The following is a 17,321-nucleotide window of genomic DNA, read 5'->3' as shown; positions in this document are numbered from 1 at the left end:
CCACCGGTGCGATTCCCGCCAATTGTTCAACACAACAGCGCAATGAAGTGGGCCGAGGGTACAGGATTGTCCCCGTACGAGTGGCGAGATACCGCATTAAAACGTTAAGACGCACCATCTCGCTCCCGCGCCGTACACTCGGCCGCACGCGCAGGAGGGGGCAAGCAGCAATGTCACATGTCACGGAACCCAGAGGAGGGGCTGTTCAGCCCCTCCTCGAACGGGAAGCCGAGATCCTGGCCATCCACCGCGCGGTGGACGACCTCTACGGCACCTCCGCCCGCGGCCCCGCCGCCCGCCGCGGGGGAGTGCTGACCTTCGCGGGATCACCCGGCATCGGCAAGACCACCCTGCTCGCCGAAGCCCGCCGGCACGCCGCCGCACGCGGCTGCACCGTCCTGTCCGCCCGCGGCGGCGAACAGGAACGCCAGGTCCCCTTCCACGTGATGCGCCAGCTCATCCAGCCGACGTTCGCCGCCATGAGCGAGGACGAACGCCGCGACGTCCTCGGCACCTGGCACAGCATCGTCGCCCCCGCGCTCGGCCTCACCGCCGCCCCCAAAGGCCCCACCGCACCCGACCCGCAAGGCGTCCGCGACGGCCTGGACTGGGTCGTCACGCACTTAACCGTCCGCAGCGCCCCCGTCGTCCTGGTCCTCGACGACGCCCACTGGGCGGACGCCGAATCCCTGGCCTGGCTCACCGCCTTCGCCGCCCGCGCCGAAGAACTCGCCATGCTCATCATGGTCGCCTGCAGGCCGGACGAGATCCCCGCCGACGCCGCCTCCCTGCGCGCCCTCATGGGACGCCAGGGCACCCGCCCCCACGAACTCGCCTCCCTCACCACGAGCGGCGTGGCACGCATCGTCCGCGACACCCTCGGCGAGAACGCCGACGACATGTTCTGCCGCGAATGCTGGGCGATCACCGGCGGAAACCCCTTCGAGGTCGTCGAGCTGGTCATGAAGGGCCGCGACCGCGGACTCAAGCCGTTCCAGGACAACCTCCCCCAGCTCCGCGACCTGGCCTCCGCCGTCAAGGGCAGCGGCCTCATCGACCGCATCGAACAACTCGGACCCTCCACCGTCCGCCTCGCCTGGGCCGCCGCCGTCCTGGGCACCGCCGTCCCCATCAGCATCGTCGGAAGCGTCGCCGCCCTCGGCGAGGCCCAGGCCGCCCAGGCCATCGAACAACTCCGCACCGCCCGCATCCTGACCGTCCTCACCAGCCTGCGCCGCAAGGAAGTCGTCGACTTCTTCCACCCCCTCATCGCCACCGCCGTCTACCGCTCCATCCCGCCCGGCGTCCGCGTCGCCATGCACGGCATGGCCGCCCAGGCCCTGGTCGACGACGGCCACGGCGCCGGCGCGGCCGCCCGCCACCTCCTGGAAATGCACCCCGAAGGCGACCCCTGGGTGGTCCAGCAACTGCGCCAGGCCGCCCGCGACAGCTTCTCCGCGGGCGCCCCCGACGCCGCCCGCCGCTACCTGGCCCGCGCCCTGCGCGAACCGCCCGAGATCGAGGACCGGGCCGAAGTCCTCTTCGAACTCGGCTCCGCCAACCTCCTGCACGATCCCCTCACCACCATCAACCAGCTCAGGACCGCACTGGAGGAGCCCAAGACCGAGCAGAACCTGCGCGAGGCGATCACCTACCGCCTCGCACAGGCCCTCGGCCACACCGGCCAGCTGGAGCAGGCCGCCGCCCTCCTCGCCGAGGAAGCCCGGCGCGCCACCAGCGCCCGCACCCGGCTGCGCATGCAGGCCGAGCAGTTCAAGTGGAACTCGGTCCGCGTCGACGAGGAGAACTCACCCGCCCGCTCCCGGCTCCTGGCCCAGTTCGCCAAACGCCTCACCGGCCGCGGCCTCGCCGAGCGGCACATCCTGGGCCTGCGGGCCTGGGACGCCGCCCTGCGCGGCGAATCCGCCGCCACCGCCCTGGAGTACGCGGAACAGGCCCTGGACGGCGGCATGAGCTGGACCGACCAGGACTTCGGCTTCGAGGTGCCCGTCGTCGTGGCCCTCACCCTCATGTACTGCGACCAGCCGGGCCGCGCCGAGGAACTCTTCAACAGCGCCATCGTCGACTTCGAGTCCAAGGGCTGGCGCGGCGCACACCTCTCCTTCGTCTACACCCTCCTCGGCTACGTCCGCTACCGCCGCGGACGCCTCGCCGAGGCCGAGGACTTCGTCCGCAACGGCCTGCAGATCGCCGACCGCATCGGCCAGGACATCCCCGCCCAGTGGTACGCGATCGGCACCCTCATCGAGACCCTCCTCGCCCGCGGCAACGTCACCGAGGCCAAGAAGGTCGCCCGCACCTACAAACTCGCCGACGGCTTCCCCAAAGCCGTCGTCTACCCCGACCCCCAGGCCGTCTGGGGCAAACTCCTCCTGGCCCAGGGCCGCATCGAGGAAGCCGAACACCACCTCACCGACGCCGGCAGGCGCCTCGACCTCCGCGGCACCCGCAACCCCTCCTGGAGCCCCTGGCAACTCGACCTGGCCCTCGCCCAGGTGACCCACGACCCCGAACTGGCCCGCGCCACGGCCACCGAAGCCGTCGCACGCGCCCGCGCGTTCGGAGCGCCCAGCACCATCGGACACGCCCTGCGCGTCGCGGCGACCGCCACCGACCCCGCCCGGGCGGCCGTCCTGCTCCAGGAAGCCGTCGAACGCCTCGAACAGTCCCCGGCCGCCTGCGAACTCGCCCACGCACTCGTCGACCACGGCATCGCCCTGCACACCATGGGCGACCCGCACCAGGCCGCCCAACAGCTCTACCGGGGCATGGAGACCGCCTCCGCCTGCGGCGCCGACGCACTCGCCGACCGCGCCCGCGCCCAGCTCGCCTCGGCCGGACTGCGCCCGCGCCGCCTGTACACCTCCGAACAGGACACCCTGACCGTCGCGGAGAACGTCGCGGCCCGCCACGCCGCCCGCGGTCTCGACAACCCGGCGATCGCCAAGGAGATGTACACCGACGCCCACACCGTCTCGGAGCTGCTGTCCGCGGTCTTCACCAAGCTGGGCACCGACCGCCCCGGCCTGCGCCGGGCCCTGGAGGAATGACCCCCGCTCCCGGGCGGCGGCCCCCGCCGCCCGGGAACGGCCCGGTCAGAGCCGCCCGGCCCCCGCGAACGCCCCGCCCGCGCCGAACACCAGGGCGGCGAACCGCTCGCCGATGCGGCGGTGCGCCGCCGCGTCCGGGTGCAGCCCGTCGGGCAGCGGCAGTTCCGCGAAGTCCGCCTCCCCGTACAGCGCCCGCCCGTCCAGATAGTGCAGGTTCGGGTCCCCGGCCGCCCGCTGCCCCACCAGGCGGGCCAGTTCCTCCCGGATGACGTTCAAGGTCAGCTTCCCCGCCGCCCGCTCCGCCGGGTCACCCGCGGCCAGGAACCGGATCCTGCCCTCCGCGAGGCCCCCGAAGTCCGGGACGCTGGGCCCCGGGGTGTCCTCGTGGACCGGACACAGCACCGGCGACACGACCAGCAGCGGAACCTCCGGATGGCCCTCGCGGACGGTGTCCAGGAAGCCGTGCACCGCCGGCCCGAACGCCCGCAGCCGCATCAGGTCGGTGTTCACCAGATTGATGCCGATCTTCACGCTGACCAGGTCCGCGGCCGTGTCGCGCAGGGCCCGCGCGGTGAACGGATCGAGCAGGGCACTGCCGCCCAGCCCCAGGTTGGTCAGCTCCACCCCGCCCAGGGACGCCGCCAGCGCCGGCCAGGTCGAGGCGGGACCCGCGGCGTCCGAACCGTGGCTGATCGAGCTCCCGTGGTGCAGCCACCTCGTACGGCCCCCCGGCACCACGAGCTCGACGGGCGCGTCGGTGCGCAGCGCCACCAGCCGGGTGACCTCGTTGTACGGCAGCCAGACCTCGACCTCCTTGACCCGGTCCGCGAGCCCGGAGAACCGGACGGTGCCGGCCGGCCCCGACCGGGTCCGCACCGACCCCGTGGTCAGGTCCACCGTGACGACGTCCCCGCCGTCCACCCCGGCCCGCCCCGCCGGCCGGCCGTCCACCAGCAGGTCGTACACCCCGTCGGGCCGCGGCGGGGCGCCCGCGTACCGGGTCACGGTGCGGTGCGCGTCCACCTCGACGGCGGTCGCCCGGGTACGGAACACCAGCCGCACGCCGGAGGGCTGGGACTCCGCCATGGCCAGCTGCCCGTCGGCGCACTGCGCGCGGGCCCGCGCGGGCAGCCGGTGCGGCAGCACCCCGCGCTCGGTGTGCTCCAGCTCCAGGGCGCCGCGCAGCAGGCCCTCGGTGATCGGCGTGGTGGTCCACCGCGCGGCCGGGGCCGGCACACGGGACTCGGGAAGATCGTCGGAACGCTCGCTCATGCCCGCATTGTGCTGGGCCGGTGCCCGGCCGGCGCAACGGCTTTCCGGCCGCAGCCCGCGACCTGGGACCGGCCCCCCGTACCGGGGCGCCGTCCACGGGCCGCGGCACGGGACAGGGCCCGGCGGGATGGGGGGGGGTATCCGGCCGGGCCCTGGTCTGGGGCGGGGGAGCCGGCGCCGCTGCGCCGGGGTTCGTACCCGCACCCACATGTTCGCCCCACAACGCGGTGCGGTGCCAGCCGGAGCGTGGCATTCGGCCTACCGCCCGCCGCCGGGAACTACGCGGACTGCGCCGGGACGGGGCCGGCGTCCGCAGCCGCCGGGGCGGCGGCCACCCGGGTGTAGTAGACGGAACGGCCCTGCTTGGAACGTTCCAGCAGACCGCGGGCCACACCCTGCTCCAGGGTGTTGCGGATGATGGTCGGCTGGACCTTGCGCCCGGGGTGCGCGGCGCCGACGGCGTCGGCCACCTCACCGACCGACTTGGGCTCCGACTCACCGGCGACGGCCGCCGTGACGAGGTCGAGCCAGGACGGCCCGCCGGCGTCCTTCTTCACCGCGTCCTTCTTCACGGCCTGCTTCTTCACGGCCTCCTTCTTCACCGCGCCGCCGGCCGCGTCCGCGGTCTTGCGCGTGCGCGCGGGCTTCGCGGCCACCGCGTCCTTCGGCTCCGCCGCCTTCCCCGCACCCCGCGGCGCCCTGCGCGCGGACGGCACCGCGGCACGCTTCGCACCGCGCTTCGCGGCCGGCGCGGACACCGGCTTCACCGAGACGCCCAGGGCGTCCTGCATCTTCAGGAGGACCTTCTCGCTGTCCTCCAGCTGCGCCAGCTCCTGCTGCAGCCGCAGCAGTTCGGCCCGTGCCTGCTCCTGGGCCGCGTGGTTGGCCGCGAGGTCCCCGGAGATCTGCTGGGCGTACCCGTCTTCGACGCGCGTGGCGTTGGTCGCTGAACTCATGTGTTCCTCGTCGTCTTTCGTGAGGGAGAAGCGTGACGCGATGGTACGCACCACACCTGCCCGTGACACGGGATCGCGCACACGGTGCACCGCGGAACACCCTCCGCGTCCAGCCACTATGCCCCGTCGGCCGCACACCCACGCACCCCGCACACCCTCCCGTTTCCCACACATGTACGGGTGGCGCCCCCCGCCTCCTGCGGCCGAACCACCACACACACCACAGCCCGTAGACCAACTCCGATGTCTCGCAACGGAATTGGCCACACCCCCGGCCCTCCGGCAGCGGCTCCCCGTTTCTGCGCGTCCGGCAGGCAGATGTCGTTCAACGTGAGGGAACAGACGCCGTGCGCATCGGGGGCCCACCACGGCCGCACCGCACAAGGTCCCCCGAAAAAAGAAGGGGGCAGGGAAGTGTGAACCCGCGGGGGCTCCGCACCGTCACACTCGTTCCTGCCGTGCGGGTGTACGAAACGACTTCGACGACACCCCCCCCAGGACGGTTCCGCCCGGCCGGCGAACCCTCGGCGCCGACATCCGCCGCGGCCCGCCCCCGCGGCCCCCCGCCGCTTCCGCCGTTCGCCGGACCTCCGGAGCCGGGGCGCAGGATTTCCGTCCGTACGGGGTGAGACCTGCGGCTCCGGGGTGACGTGAGGCGGTGCCGGATCGTTTCAGCCGATGTGAACGAGAGATTCCGCTTTTCTGCGGCCCGGCCCTGTCACCCGGCGACCCGGACGGCCGTCCGGCCACCCCTGCGCACCCCCGCCCCGTACCGCACCCGTCCCGCGGCGCCGTACGGGGGTACGGCATGAGCGCGCGGTCCTTCTACTGGTGCCAGGAGTGCCGCCTCCCGCTGTACGCCACCAGCTCGGGCGCGGCCCTTGGCGCACGCGACTGGGAGATCGACCACCAGGTGCCCGGCGACTGCGTCAACGGGCACCTGATGCCGCTGTCCGGCACGGCCGCCGGACCGGAGGACCTGCCCCACGCCGCACGCGTCCTGCGCCTCTTCGGCTGCTGAACCCCGGCGCACGGCCGGGGCCGGGGGAGGGGCGGGGCGTCCGGCACCGGGCGGCCCCGCCGCGGCGCCGCGCCGGGGCGGTGATGACGGAAGGATCACGGCCCGCCACGGCGGCCGGTTGGGGTCGTTGGGCCGGGTATGGACCAGAGAACCGTTACGCCGCAGGCGGGCCTCGCCGAGCTGCCGGCGCCCCGCCGGCCGGCCTCCGAGTCGCCGATCTACGACGCCCTCGAACGGCAGTGGCTCCGGGAAGGCCGCGAAGTCCCCCGCCCGGAGGGCCCTCCCCGGGGCGGCCGGCACCGGGCCGACGCCGGGGACCTGTTCCGCCGCGCCTGAGCACCGCACCGGGCCGCAACAGACGGATCCCCAGCCGCGTGATGACGGGGGGCGTCATCGCGCGGCTGGGGCCGCTGCGGGGACCGCGCCGCTCCTCGCCGTCTCCCGTACCCCGCGTATGACCCGGCTGCCGCCGCCCAAACAGCGCGCCGCGCACCCTACGGCCGCGGCGCCAGCGTCAGAGCCGGGACGCAGCGGTGGAACCCGTTGGACGACAGGGCCGGGAAGTCCCGCACCCGGCGCCACTGCGCGGTGTCGGAGCCGACGCCGGGACCGGGCGCGGCGAGCGCCGCCACGTGGTCCTGCTCGCCCTCCCACTCGGCGTAGTTGAGCATGCGGGTCCCGTCCGCGGAGAGGTGGAAGTTGCCGGAGAGCAACCCGGCCGCCGGCGCCGGGTCGGTGGCCTGCGCCTCGAGGACGAGGTCGACGAACGCGCGCGCCGCGTCGGCCGTGCCCGGATCGAAGCGGGCCTCGACGACGACCACGCAGCCGGGGGTCGTGTCCGCCGCGCCCACCGACCGGTAGGGCCGGTAGCCCTCCGGGCCCACCCGCACGATGCCCGGCACCGCCGCGTCCACCTCGGCGTTGCGGTCCTCCCGCGCGGTGCGGAAGAACTCCTCGTACGCCGCCTCGTGCGTCCACTGCGAGTAGTGGACGAGGCTGTCGCCGTCCGTCCCGGCCAGCACCGTGTACGACAGGAGGGCCTCGGCCGGCCAGTCCCGGTTCTCCCAGGCCGCGGCGACGGCGTCCACGGCGGCCCGCTGTCGCCCGGGAGTGCCCACCCGCCACGTGCTCGCCTTGACGGCGCCGACTCCGGTACGGGCGAAGTCGGGGCGGGTGACGGGCCGGACGGCGGCTGACTTCACGATGGGTTCCCTTCCGCAGGACGCGCCCGCAGGACGCGACGACACCCCCAGCCTGCTCCCTCAAGTACGGTCGAGGTCAAGGGGACCGGCCCGGCCCCCGAGGGCGGGAACGGCGCCAGGCCGCCCCCGCCGCCGCCCCCGCAGGCCTTCCAGGAGACGCCCCGTGCCCGCAGAGCCCGAGCTCCCGCACCGCGCCTACGCCGAGGCCGTCGCCGCCCTGGACGGGCCCGGCGGCGCCTACGCGCCGGACGAGTGGTCCGCGGAGGAGGAGGCGGGCCGCCTGGAGGCCGGCTTCTCCTACCGGCGCACCGGGCCCACGACGGTGGTGCGCGACGGCCTCCCGGTCACCGTCGCGCCCGTGCTCGACGCGCAGGAGTGGCCGTACGGCATGCTGCTGTTCTGGAACTCCGTCGACGGCTGGAGCTACGCCGCCCTGACCGACGAATGGGGCGGCGTCGACTTCGCCGAGCCCCTGCCCGTGGACCGGCTGGCCTCCCCGGCCGCGCTCCGGTCCCTGCTCCCGCTCCTCCTGGCCGGCGACGACGAGGACCTCCCCGTCCGCACCGAACGCTGGGAGCACCCCCGCGGCCCCGCCCTCGCCCGACTCCTGTCAGCCGCCGACACGGCCCGCGCGCACCGCGGAGCGGACCCCGGCCGGGCCACCTGACCCGGGCGGCCCGTCAGCAGCGCCGGCCCCGGCACGGTACGGGCGCCGGGTGCGCGCCGGCCGTCCCGCCGCGCAGGAACAGGGCGGCGGCGAAGGTGGCCGCGATCCCCGCCGCCACCCCGTACAGGGCCGTACTGATGCCGCGCGCCGTCCCGTCGCGCAGCTGCTCTCCCGTCGCGCCGTCGAGGCCGGCCGTCGCCACGAGGACCAGGACGGCGAGCCCCACCGCCGCACCCATCCCCGAACCGGTGGCGGCGATCCCCGAGGCGATGCCCTGCTCGCGGTCGGACACACCGGTCCCGGCGGCGATGAACATGGCCGTGAACACGATCCCGTCGCCGACGCCGAGCGCGACGAGCCCGGGCAGCAGCGAGGCGTACGAGCCGTCCGGGGAGATCGCCCGGCCCAGCAGGACGGCGCCGACCGCGCCGGTGGCCAGCGCGCCGAGCAGCGTGGCCTTGAGGCCGAACCGCGTCACCAGCCGGCCGGCCGTCGCCGACGCCGCGACGACGACCGCCGTCGGGACGAGGAAGCCGACCCCGGTCCGCAGGGCGTCGTAGCCGAGCACCTCCTGGAAGTGGATCGACAGGAAGTACAGAACCGAGCCGAACGTCGCCATGAACATGAACGCGATGACGAAGCTCGTCACGAGGCTGTTGTTGGCGAGCAGCCGGGGTGGCACGAGCGGGTCGCCGCTGCTCCGCTCGACGAGCGCGAACACCCCCAGCAGCAGGAGACCGGCCGCCGCGCTCACGAGGGTGCCGGGCGAGTACCAACCCAGTTCCGGCCCCTGGACCAGTGCGAACACGACCAGCGTGACCCCGAGGGTGACGCTGAGCGCACCGGGCAGGTCGAACGTGCGTCCCCCCTCGCGCGGTGGATCCCGGGGGATCAGCGCGAACGTCAGCAGCAGGGCCGGACCCGCCAGGGCGACGTTGACCAGGAACACGGCCTGCCAGCCGAACGCGTGCGTCAGCAGCCCCCCGAGGAGTACGCCGATCACCAGACCGGCCGCACCGGCACCGCCCCAGATCCCCAGCGCACGGTTGCGCAACGGCCCTTCGGCGAACGTGACGTTGATGAGCGCCAGTGTGGTGGGGAAGACCAGCGCCCCGCCGAGCCCCTGGAACGCCCGGGCCGCGAGGAGCGTTCCGGGCCCGGTGGCCAGCCCGCCCGCGAGCGCCGCCCCGGCGAAGAGGGCGAGCCCCGCGGCCAGCACCCGGCGCCGCCCGACGAGGTCCGCTGCGCGGCCGCCGAACAACAGGAACCCGGCGGAGGCCACCGCGTAGGCGCTGATCACGGACTGCAGCGTCCGCGCGGAATAGCCCAGGTCGCGTGCGATGTCGGGCAGCGCCACGACGACGATGTACTGGTCGAGCGAGACGATCAGCATGGCGAACGACAGCAGTGCGAGCGTCGCCGCCCCACGGTCGCGGCCGAGCCCGCCGCGCGCCGACGCCCCGACAGATGCCACAGCAGAACTCCCCGGCGGAGCCTCACACGTCACTGACGGTCAGAACCTACCATTCCGTCACAAACCCAAGAAAAGCAGCGGACCGGCCGGCATGCTCCCCTGAACCACCCGGACCGGGCTCACCTCGCCCCGCCTCACTTCGCTCTGGTGCCTGCGCGGCGTCGTTGCCGCCTACCGCCCCGGCGCCCGGCGGACGAAGACGACCGGCGTACGCCGACCGTCCTCCGCGTCCGGCCCGGGGCGGGGTTCAGTGGCCGGCGGAGGCCTTCACCACCGCCACCGCCGTGCCGATCGCCGCATCGATCGCACCGGCCAGCAGGGCGAACGCCGTTCCCCCGCCCATGCGGAGCCCGCCGTAGCACCCCCACGCGAACAGGGTGGCGACGTTGACGCCGGCCGCGGTGAGCAGGGCGGTCTCCAGGCCCATCGCGCCCAGGGCCGACACGCCGATCAGGACCAGCGGTCCCACCGCGGACAGCAGCAGGGGGCTGCTGACGAAGAGCATCGCGCGCAGCTCCCGTCCCGTCGCCAGGGCCCCGTTCGTCACCCGGTGCGCCTGCTGGTCGGCGACCAGCGCGGCGAGCCACAGGCCCAGCGACGCGGTCGCCACGGTCGCCACGGCGCCCAGGACGTCCACGTGGCTGCCGGCGGCCAGTCCGATGACCACCGAGATCATGGTGATCGTCGCGTACAGGCGTTCCTTGAGCTGGGCAGCGGCCGCCTTCGGGTCCGCCGCGTGTTCCGTCACCCGCCCCACCGTAGGGGCCGGCCCCGCCGCAACGGCGGAACCACACCGTCGGGCCGCGGCCGCCGGAGCCGCCCGGGCCCGGAGCGGCCCCCGCCCCCCGGCGTGGTGGCGCGGCCCGTGGCAGGGTGGTGGCATGGCCATCGAGGTTCGCCCCGCTTCGGTCTTCGGGGACGTCCGCACCCTGCTCGGCCCCAAGTCGCCCGGAGCCAACGTCTGCTGGTGCCTGAGCTACCGGATCCCCTCCGCGCTCAACCAGGAGCTCCGCGGGCCGGCCCGCGGCGAGTACGTCGCCGGCCTGTGCCGCACCGGGCCCCCGCCGGGGGTGCTCGCCTACGACGGCGACGAGCCGGTCGGCTGGGCCGCCGTCGCGCCGCGCGCGGACACCTCCTTCGCGCGCAGCCGCAGGATCCCGCACGTCGACGACCTGCCGGTCTGGTCGCTGTGGTGCGTCCGCGTACGCCCCGGCCACCGCGGGAAGGGGATCTCGCACGCCCTCATCGCCGGCGCCGTCGACTTCGCCCGCACCGGCGGCGCACCGGCGGTCGAGGCCTACCCCCTCGACAACGGCGCCGCCCGGGTCGACCTGACCATGGCGTACGCCGGGCTCCGGAAGAACTTCGAACGGGCCGGGTTCGCGCACGCCGCCGACACCACCTCGGTGCTCGCCGGCCACCCCCGCGTCCTGATGCGGCTCGACCTGCGCTGACGCACGGGAAAGGGCCGGCCGGGCGCCCGCGGGCACCCGGCCGGCCCTTTCCCGCAGGAGCCGGTGGGAAGACGTCAGTCGGTGCCGGACTCCATCGCCGCGCGGTCCAGCATCACGTCCTCGTCCGAGACCTCGCCGCGGGAGGCGATGGCCTCGGCGCCGCCCTCCTGCAGGGTCCCGATCAGCCCGGTCGCGGCCGCCTGGGCGGCGCCGATGGCGGGGTGCCCGGTGCCGATCAGGCCGAGCGCGGCGTACTGCTCCAGCTTGGCCCGGGAGTCGGCGATGTCGAGGTTGCGCATGGTGAGCTGGCCGATCCGGTCCACCGGGCCGAACGCCGAGTCCTCGGTGCGCTCCATGGAAAGCTTGTCCGGGTGGTAGCTGAACGCCGGGCCCGTGGTGTCGAGGATCGAGTAGTCCTCACCGCGCCGCAGCCGCAGCGTCACCTCACCGGTGACGGCCGCGCCGACCCAGCGCTGCAGCGACTCGCGGACCATCAGCGCCTGCGGGTCCAGCCAGCGGCCCTCGTACATGAGCCGGCCCAGGCGCCGGCCCTCGTTGTGGTACTGCGCGAGGGTGTCCTCGTTGTGGATCGCGTTGACCAGGCGCTCGTACGCCGCGTGCAGCAGGGCCATGCCGGGCGCCTCGTAGATGCCGCGGCTCTTGGCCTCGATGATCCGGTTCTCGATCTGGTCCGACATGCCCAGGCCGTGGCGGCCGCCGATGGCGTTCGCCTCCATCACCAGGTCGACGGGGGAGGAGAACTCCTTCCCGTCGATCGTCACCGGGCGGCCCTGGTCGAAGCCGATCGTCACGTCCTCGGTGGCGATCTCGACCGACGGGTCCCAGAACCGCACGCCCATGATGGGCTCCACGGTCTCCACACCGGTGTTCAGGTGCTCCAGCGTCTTGGCCTCGTGGGTGGCGCCCCACAGGTTGGCGTCGGTGGAGTACGCCTTCTCCGTGCTGTCGCGGTAGGGCAGCTCGTGCGCCAGGAGCCACTCCGACATCTCCTTGCGACCGCCCAGCTCGGTCACGAAGTCCGCGTCCAGCCAGGGCTTGTAGATCCGCAGGTGCGGGTTGGCGAGCAGCCCGTAGCGGTAGAACCGCTCGATGTCGTTGCCCTTGAACGTCGAGCCGTCGCCCCAGATCTGCACGTCGTCCTCGAGCATCGCCCGCACCAGGAGGGTGCCGGTGACGGCGCGGCCGAGCGGCGTGGTGTTGAAGTAGGCGCGACCGCCCGAGCGGACGTGGAACGCACCGCAGGCGAGGGCGGCCAGGCCTTCCTCCACCAGCGCCGCGCGGCAGTCGACCAGGCGCGCGATCTCGGCGCCGTACGCCTTCGCCCGGCCGGGCACCGAGGCGATGTCGGGCTCGTCGTACTGGCCGATGTCGGCGGTGTAGGTGCACGGGACGGCGCCCTTGTCGCGCATCCACGCGACCGCGACCGAGGTGTCGAGGCCGCCTGAGAAGGCGATGCCGACGCGCTCGCCGGCGGGAAGGGAGGTGAGGACCTTAGACATGGGAAGATTATGCATGACTGCGTATGTTCATGCAAAACCGGTCGGGTGACCGCGTGGCCGGACATGCGAGAACCCCGCGGCGCCGGAGGCGGGCGGGGTGGGGCGGGGAGGGTGGGCCGTACGCGCGCCCGGGGGGACGGGACGTGCGCGTACGGCGCTCCACCGGGCGGGCCTGCGACAGGGGGGGGTGTCGTGCCGGCCCGCTGACACCCGCGTTTCCCGTTTCCGCCGCCCCAAACGGGGGTGCGCACATCCGGCTGCCGCAGACCTCCCGCCGCCGGACGGCCGGCCCGCCGGACCCCGGGCCGCACCCCGGGGCAGCCGCGGGGCGCGGTCCCGGGCAGCCGCGGGCGCGGCACTCCGGCGCCCGTACAACACGGCCCGCGACCGGGCCCGTTGGGCGATTCCCCCGCCGTTCCGGGAGCCGGGGGGCGGCAGTATGCTCCTGGTGCCCGGCGCGGCCCGCCCCGCCGGCGCCCCACCCCCGCCGCGCCGCACGTGTGGCCCTCCCCGGAACCGGAGCACGGCGATGACGGCCCACGCGTACGGATACCAGGTCCTGCCGGGCGCGGCCCTGGACACCCCCGGAGTGGAGGAAGTCCTGCGGCGCCGGGAACGGGGCCTGCGCCGGGGCTCGCTGTGGCTCGCGGCGCAGCTCCTCCTCCTCGCGGCCGCACTCCTCCTCGCCGGCCCCGGATCGCCCCTCGGCGCGGCCGCGGCGGCCCTGCTCGCCCCCGCTGCCGCGGTGACGGCCGGCCTGCTGCTCCTGTGGCGCGGGGCCCGGCGCAGGGAACGCCTCGCCCTCGCCACCTATGGCTGGCAGGTGTGGCCCTGCCGGGCCGAGGGCGTACGGGTGGTCTCCGCGGACGGCGACCGCCGGCGGGGGAGGCGCTGGGGTACGGAGGGCCGCGTCGTGCTGCTGGGGCCCGACGGCCGCAGCCACTGCTCCTTCCCGCCGCCCGAAGACGGGTGGGACGGACCCGAGGTGCCCCGGCAGCACCCCCGGGAGCAGGTGTGGTTCGCCGGTGACACCCGCTTCGGCGGCGTGCTCGCCGCTCCCGGAGGCCTCCCCTTCCGCTACGTCCTGCGCGCCAAGCCCGGCAGGCGCGCGGGCACGGCCGCGGAGGACGAGGCGGCCCGCCGCGCCGGCCTGATGCGCTAGAGCGTGCCTCCCGGACCGACCCGGACCGACCCGGCCCGGACCGGCCCGGGGGTGGCGGGGGCCGTCAGTGTCCGCCGCCGAAGTCCCAGGCCTCGATGTCGCGGTAGCGGATCGGCCCCGGGCCGCGGCCGATGTTGCTGCCGACCAGGTGCAGGCGCGCGGCCTCCCACCGGCGGCCGGCGAACGCGGCGAGCCCCGCGGCGGCCTCCACCGCGCCGGACGGATCGCCCCGGCGCGCCCGGGCCAGCGTCAGATGGGGGCGCAGCGGCCGGTCCGCGAAGGCGATCCCGCACTCCTTGACCACGCCGCGCACCCCGGCGGCGAGCAGGTGCAGCCCCTCGGCGTCCCCCTCGATCCCGCTCCACAGCACCCGCTCGTCGAAGTGCCCGCCGCCGCGCAGCGCGAGGCGTACGGGACGGCTCGCCGCCGCGAGGTCCGCGAGCGGCGCCCGCAGGGGCGGCACGGCCCCCGCCGGGAGCTCGCCGAGGAACGCCAGCGTGATGTGCCAGTCCTCGACGCGGTTCCACCGCAGCTGCGGGTACGCGGCGTAGGCGGGGCGCAGCGCCCGCACCAGCTCCTCCTTCGCGTCGTCGGGCGGGGCGAGCGCGATGAAGACGCGGACGGTCGCGGCCGGGGTCTGTTCGTTCACCAGGACTTCGTACCCTGCCCGGGCGGTCCCCGTCACCTCCGGCCCCCGGTGGCCGGGCCGGTGCCCGGCCGGCCTGTGCGCCCGGTGTGTCGCAGGTCACGGGAAGGGAGTGTGCGGTGCCGGACAGCTCATGGAGGTGAGCACCCAATTGCGAACCCGGATACGGGCCGGGGATTCGAGCGCGTTCGCGGAGCTGTTCGACAGCCATGCCCGCGCGGTCTACAACCACGCCTTCCGACTGACCGCCGACTGGTCGACGGCCGAGGACGTGATGGCCGCGACGTTCATGGAGGCGTGGCGGCTGCGCGAACGGGTCGAGCCCGAGGGCGGATCCCTGCGGCCGTGGCTGCTGGGCATCGCCACCAACACCGCGCGCAACCAGTACCGGAGCAACCGGCGCTACCGGGCGGCGGCCCTCGCGGCCGCGGCGGCCGAGCTGTCGGTCCCCGACCACGCCGAGGAGGTGGTGCGGCGGGTCGACGACCGGCGCCGCCTCGCCCGCGCCCTGACCGCCCTCGCCTCGCTGCGCCGGACCGAGCGCGAGGTGGTGGCGCTGTGCCTGGGTGAGGGCCTGGACTACGAGTCCGCGGCGCGGGCGCTGGGGGTCGCCGTCGGCACCGTCGGCTCCCGCCTGTCCCGGGCACGCAGGAAGCTGCGCGCACTCGCGGCGGACGGTGCGGACGGGCTGGACGCGGCGGCTGCCGGTACTGCCGCTGCAGGTGCGGCGCCGGAGAAAGGACGCGGAATACGGGAAGGCGCCGGTCCCGGGCGACAGACAAGGGGTGACCACGTACCCGTGGTCCGGCCCGCGCAGGGAGGAAACCGATGAACGCGAACGCGAACACGTCCGGGCAGGGACCGGCCGGACCGGACGAGAGCGCACAGCTCCTGTCCTGGACGGCGCGTGACCTGCCCGCGGGCCGCCACCGATTCCACAAGGAGCGTCTGATGGCCCGGATCCAGCACGAACAGCGTACGGAGGCGACAACACCCTCCGGGACGCGGCGCTTTCGGCTGCCGCGCCCGTCGATCACCCTGCCCCTGGCGGCTGCCGCCGTGGCCGGGGCGGTCGTGGTCGTACTGGCCCTGCCCGCCGGGGGGCCCGGCGCCCTCGCCGCCGGACCGGTCATGACCACTCCGGTCGGCGCCGCGACCACCCAGGGCGTACCGGAGCTCCTGGACCGGATCTCGCTGGCGGCGGCCGGGGGGCCTCGCCCCGCGGTCAGGCCCGGCCAGTACATCTACATCGAGTCCCAGACCTCGGAGACCTTCCTGAAGACGGTCGACGGCAAGACCACCCTGGCCGGCTACCCGCTGCACCGCCGCCAGATGTGGAACTCCCCCGACGGCACCAAGGGCTGGCTGATCGACCCCGCGAGCGAACCCAGCCCCGGGGGAGAGACGCTGAGCCTGCCCGACGAGCGCGGCCGGCCCCCGGTGGCCACCCTGAACACCCCTTCGTACGACTACCTGAACACGCTGACCACCGACCCCGACGAACTGCTCGCGAAGATCTACCGGGAGACCAAAGGGAAGGGGCGCTCACCCGACCAGCAGGCCTTCACCACCATCGGTGACCTGCTGGGCGGGACCTACCCGCCCGCGCAGCTGTACCCGGCGCTGTTCCGGGCCGCAGCGAAGATCCCCGGCGTCGTCGTCGTGCAGGACGTGGCGGACGCGCTCGGCCGGCGGGGTGTGGGGGTCGCCCGGCAGGACGGGGACAGCGGACAGCGAGAGGAGTGGATCTTCGACAGGACGACCCACGTCTTCCTCGGTCGGCGCACCGTCCAGGTCACCGCGGACCCCGGAGCGGAGGTCGTGATCCCGCCCGGCACGATCACCTTCACCAGCGCGATCACCCGCAGGGCCGTCGTCGACGGCATCAGGCAGACCCCGTCGAACGGGGGCTGACGGACCCGCGGGGAGCCGCGCCGGTCCCGGCCGGCCCGGGGTCCGGGGCGTCCGGAACCGGCCCGCGCGCGGCTCAGGCCTTCAGGGCGCGGCCGGCGACGGCCAGTGCGAGACGGCGCGGGGCGAGGCGGGAGGCCAGCGCGGAGACCCGGTTGCCGAGGCCCGCGACCATGCTCGGCGGGGTCGTGCCGCGTTCGAGGGCGCGGCGGGCGGCGGAGACGACCTGGTCGGCCGTGGCGATCCTGCCGACGACCGCGTCCCGGCTGCCGACCACGTCGAAGAACTCGGTGCCGGTCGGCCCGGGGGAGACGGCGAGCACCCGCAGCGCGGAGCCCCGGGTCTCGTAGGCGATCGCCTCGGTGAGGCTGAGCACGAAGGCCTTGGTCGCCCCGTAGAGCGCCATCGACGGGGTGGGCTGGTAGGCGGCGGTGCTGGCGAGGGTGACCAGCGCCCCCCGGCCGTCGGCGGCCAGGTCGGGCAGGAAGGCGCGGGTCAGCCCGGCCACCGCCGTCACGTTGAGCTGGATCATCCGGTCGACCTGCGCCGGATCCTGCTCCAGGAAGGGGCCGTAGCTGCCGAAGCCCGCGTTGTTGACCAGCGTCTGGACCCGGATCCCGCGGGCGGCGAGCTCCGCGTGCAGGGCGGCCCCCGCCCCGGGCAGCGCCAGGTCGGCGGCGACCGGGACGGCCCGGACCCCGTACCGCTCCTCCAGCTCCCGCGCCAGCTCCTCGAGCCGGTCCAGACGCCGGGCGACCAGCACCACGTCGGCCCCGCGCGCGGCCCACTGGCGGGCGAACTCGGCGCCGAGCCCCGCGCTCGCCCCGGTGATCAGGGCCACCGTGCCCCGGTAGGTCATCGACATGTCGGCTGCTCCACTTCCACGGATCGCGTCATAATCAATGTAGGCATCGCCACCATTGTAGTCAACGACAACATCGAAGCAGAGCAGAGGGGAGACCGTC

16 protein-coding genes are annotated in these 17,321 nt (G+C 74.7%); 8 read left to right on the top strand and 8 right to left on the bottom strand.

Features of this window, described 5'->3' with window-relative positions:
- The first annotated feature begins 170 nt into the window (after positions 1 to 170).
- A complete protein-coding gene (locus tag ACZ6S8_RS28020; protein WP_469460178.1) occupies positions 171 to 3,071 on the top strand; it encodes a helix-turn-helix transcriptional regulator in 2,901 nt (966 codons plus the stop codon).
- Positions 3,072 to 3,116: 45 nt separating this feature from the next.
- Here ACZ6S8_RS28020 and ACZ6S8_RS28015 read toward each other — a convergent pair whose 3' ends face one another.
- Both ACZ6S8_RS28015 and ACZ6S8_RS28010 read right to left on the bottom strand, forming a co-directional pair.
- On the bottom strand, positions 3,117 to 4,343 hold the full coding sequence (locus ACZ6S8_RS28015) for a GDSL-type esterase/lipase family protein (protein ID WP_469460177.1): 1,227 nt from the start codon (positions 4,341 to 4,343) through the stop codon (positions 3,117 to 3,119).
- A gap of 278 nt (positions 4,344 to 4,621) precedes the next feature.
- A complete protein-coding gene (locus tag ACZ6S8_RS28010) occupies positions 4,622 to 5,299 on the bottom strand; it encodes a hypothetical protein (RefSeq protein ID WP_469460176.1) in 678 nt (225 codons plus the stop codon).
- Positions 5,300 to 6,107: 808 nt separating this feature from the next.
- Here ACZ6S8_RS28010 and ACZ6S8_RS28005 point away from each other — a divergent pair.
- Entirely contained in the window at positions 6,108 to 6,320 is a 213-nt protein-coding gene (locus ACZ6S8_RS28005) for a hypothetical protein (protein ID WP_469460175.1), read from the top strand.
- A gap of 138 nt (positions 6,321 to 6,458) precedes the next feature.
- Entirely contained in the window at positions 6,459 to 6,656 is a 198-nt protein-coding gene (locus ACZ6S8_RS28000; protein ID WP_469460174.1) for a hypothetical protein, read from the top strand.
- A 158-nt stretch (positions 6,657 to 6,814) separates the two neighbouring features.
- Here ACZ6S8_RS28000 and ACZ6S8_RS27995 read toward each other — a convergent pair whose 3' ends face one another.
- Positions 6,815 to 7,522 (bottom strand): antibiotic biosynthesis monooxygenase, encoded by a 708-nt coding sequence (locus ACZ6S8_RS27995; RefSeq protein ID WP_469460173.1) that lies wholly within the window; start codon positions 7,520 to 7,522, stop codon positions 6,815 to 6,817.
- A 163-nt stretch (positions 7,523 to 7,685) separates the two neighbouring features.
- Between ACZ6S8_RS27995 and ACZ6S8_RS27990 the strand changes: the two genes are divergently transcribed.
- Entirely contained in the window at positions 7,686 to 8,189 is a 504-nt protein-coding gene (locus ACZ6S8_RS27990) for a hypothetical protein (RefSeq protein ID WP_469460172.1), read from the top strand.
- Positions 8,190 to 8,202: 13 nt separating this feature from the next.
- Here the strand turns inward: ACZ6S8_RS27990 and ACZ6S8_RS27985 are convergent, their stop codons facing one another.
- On the bottom strand, positions 8,203 to 9,663 hold the full coding sequence (locus ACZ6S8_RS27985; protein WP_469460171.1) for an MFS transporter: 1,461 nt from the start codon (positions 9,661 to 9,663) through the stop codon (positions 8,203 to 8,205).
- 247 nt (positions 9,664 to 9,910) lie between these two features.
- On the bottom strand, positions 9,911 to 10,411 hold the full coding sequence (locus tag ACZ6S8_RS27980) for a hypothetical protein (protein ID WP_469460170.1): 501 nt from the start codon (positions 10,409 to 10,411) through the stop codon (positions 9,911 to 9,913).
- 133 nt (positions 10,412 to 10,544) lie between these two features.
- Here ACZ6S8_RS27980 and ACZ6S8_RS27975 point away from each other — a divergent pair, with 133 nt between their 5' ends.
- Complete coding sequence (locus tag ACZ6S8_RS27975; protein WP_469460169.1) at positions 10,545 to 11,117, top strand: GNAT family N-acetyltransferase; 573 nt, start codon at positions 10,545 to 10,547, stop codon at positions 11,115 to 11,117.
- 74 nt (positions 11,118 to 11,191) lie between these two features.
- Here ACZ6S8_RS27975 and argG read toward each other — a convergent pair whose 3' ends face one another.
- On the bottom strand, positions 11,192 to 12,637 hold the full coding sequence (argG, locus tag ACZ6S8_RS27970) for an argininosuccinate synthase (RefSeq protein ID WP_469460168.1): 1,446 nt from the start codon (positions 12,635 to 12,637) through the stop codon (positions 11,192 to 11,194).
- A 529-nt stretch (positions 12,638 to 13,166) separates the two neighbouring features.
- On the opposite strand from argG, the gene ACZ6S8_RS27965 reads away from it, so the two are divergent.
- The gene (locus ACZ6S8_RS27965) at positions 13,167 to 13,799 is read left to right on the top strand and encodes a hypothetical protein (protein WP_469460167.1); all 633 of its coding nucleotides are present in this window, start codon (positions 13,167 to 13,169) and stop codon (positions 13,797 to 13,799) included.
- A 64-nt stretch (positions 13,800 to 13,863) separates the two neighbouring features.
- Here the strand turns inward: ACZ6S8_RS27965 and thpR are convergent, their stop codons facing one another.
- A complete protein-coding gene (gene thpR, locus ACZ6S8_RS27960; protein ID WP_469460166.1) occupies positions 13,864 to 14,448 on the bottom strand; it encodes an RNA 2',3'-cyclic phosphodiesterase in 585 nt (194 codons plus the stop codon).
- 148 nt (positions 14,449 to 14,596) lie between these two features.
- On the opposite strand from thpR, the gene ACZ6S8_RS27955 reads away from it, so the two are divergent.
- Both ACZ6S8_RS27955 and ACZ6S8_RS27950 read left to right on the top strand, forming a co-directional pair.
- A complete protein-coding gene (locus tag ACZ6S8_RS27955; RefSeq protein ID WP_469460165.1) occupies positions 14,597 to 15,277 on the top strand; it encodes an RNA polymerase sigma factor in 681 nt (226 codons plus the stop codon).
- Positions 15,274 to 16,359 (top strand): CU044_5270 family protein, encoded by a 1,086-nt coding sequence (locus ACZ6S8_RS27950; protein WP_469460164.1) that lies wholly within the window; start codon positions 15,274 to 15,276, stop codon positions 16,357 to 16,359. The genes ACZ6S8_RS27955 and ACZ6S8_RS27950 overlap by 4 nt, the downstream gene beginning before the upstream one ends.
- A gap of 73 nt (positions 16,360 to 16,432) precedes the next feature.
- Here the strand turns inward: ACZ6S8_RS27950 and ACZ6S8_RS27945 are convergent, their stop codons facing one another.
- Positions 16,433 to 17,221 carry an SDR family NAD(P)-dependent oxidoreductase gene (locus ACZ6S8_RS27945; protein ID WP_469460163.1) on the bottom strand — a complete coding sequence of 263 codons (789 nt, stop codon included), beginning with the start codon at positions 17,219 to 17,221 and terminating at the stop codon, positions 16,433 to 16,435.
- Positions 17,222 to 17,321: the final 100 nt, after the last annotated feature.

The organism is Streptomyces sp. NPDC048461, assembly GCF_055587105.1.
Note: the sequence above shows the minus strand (reverse complement) of the source record. Positions and strands in the feature narration are given on the sequence as shown.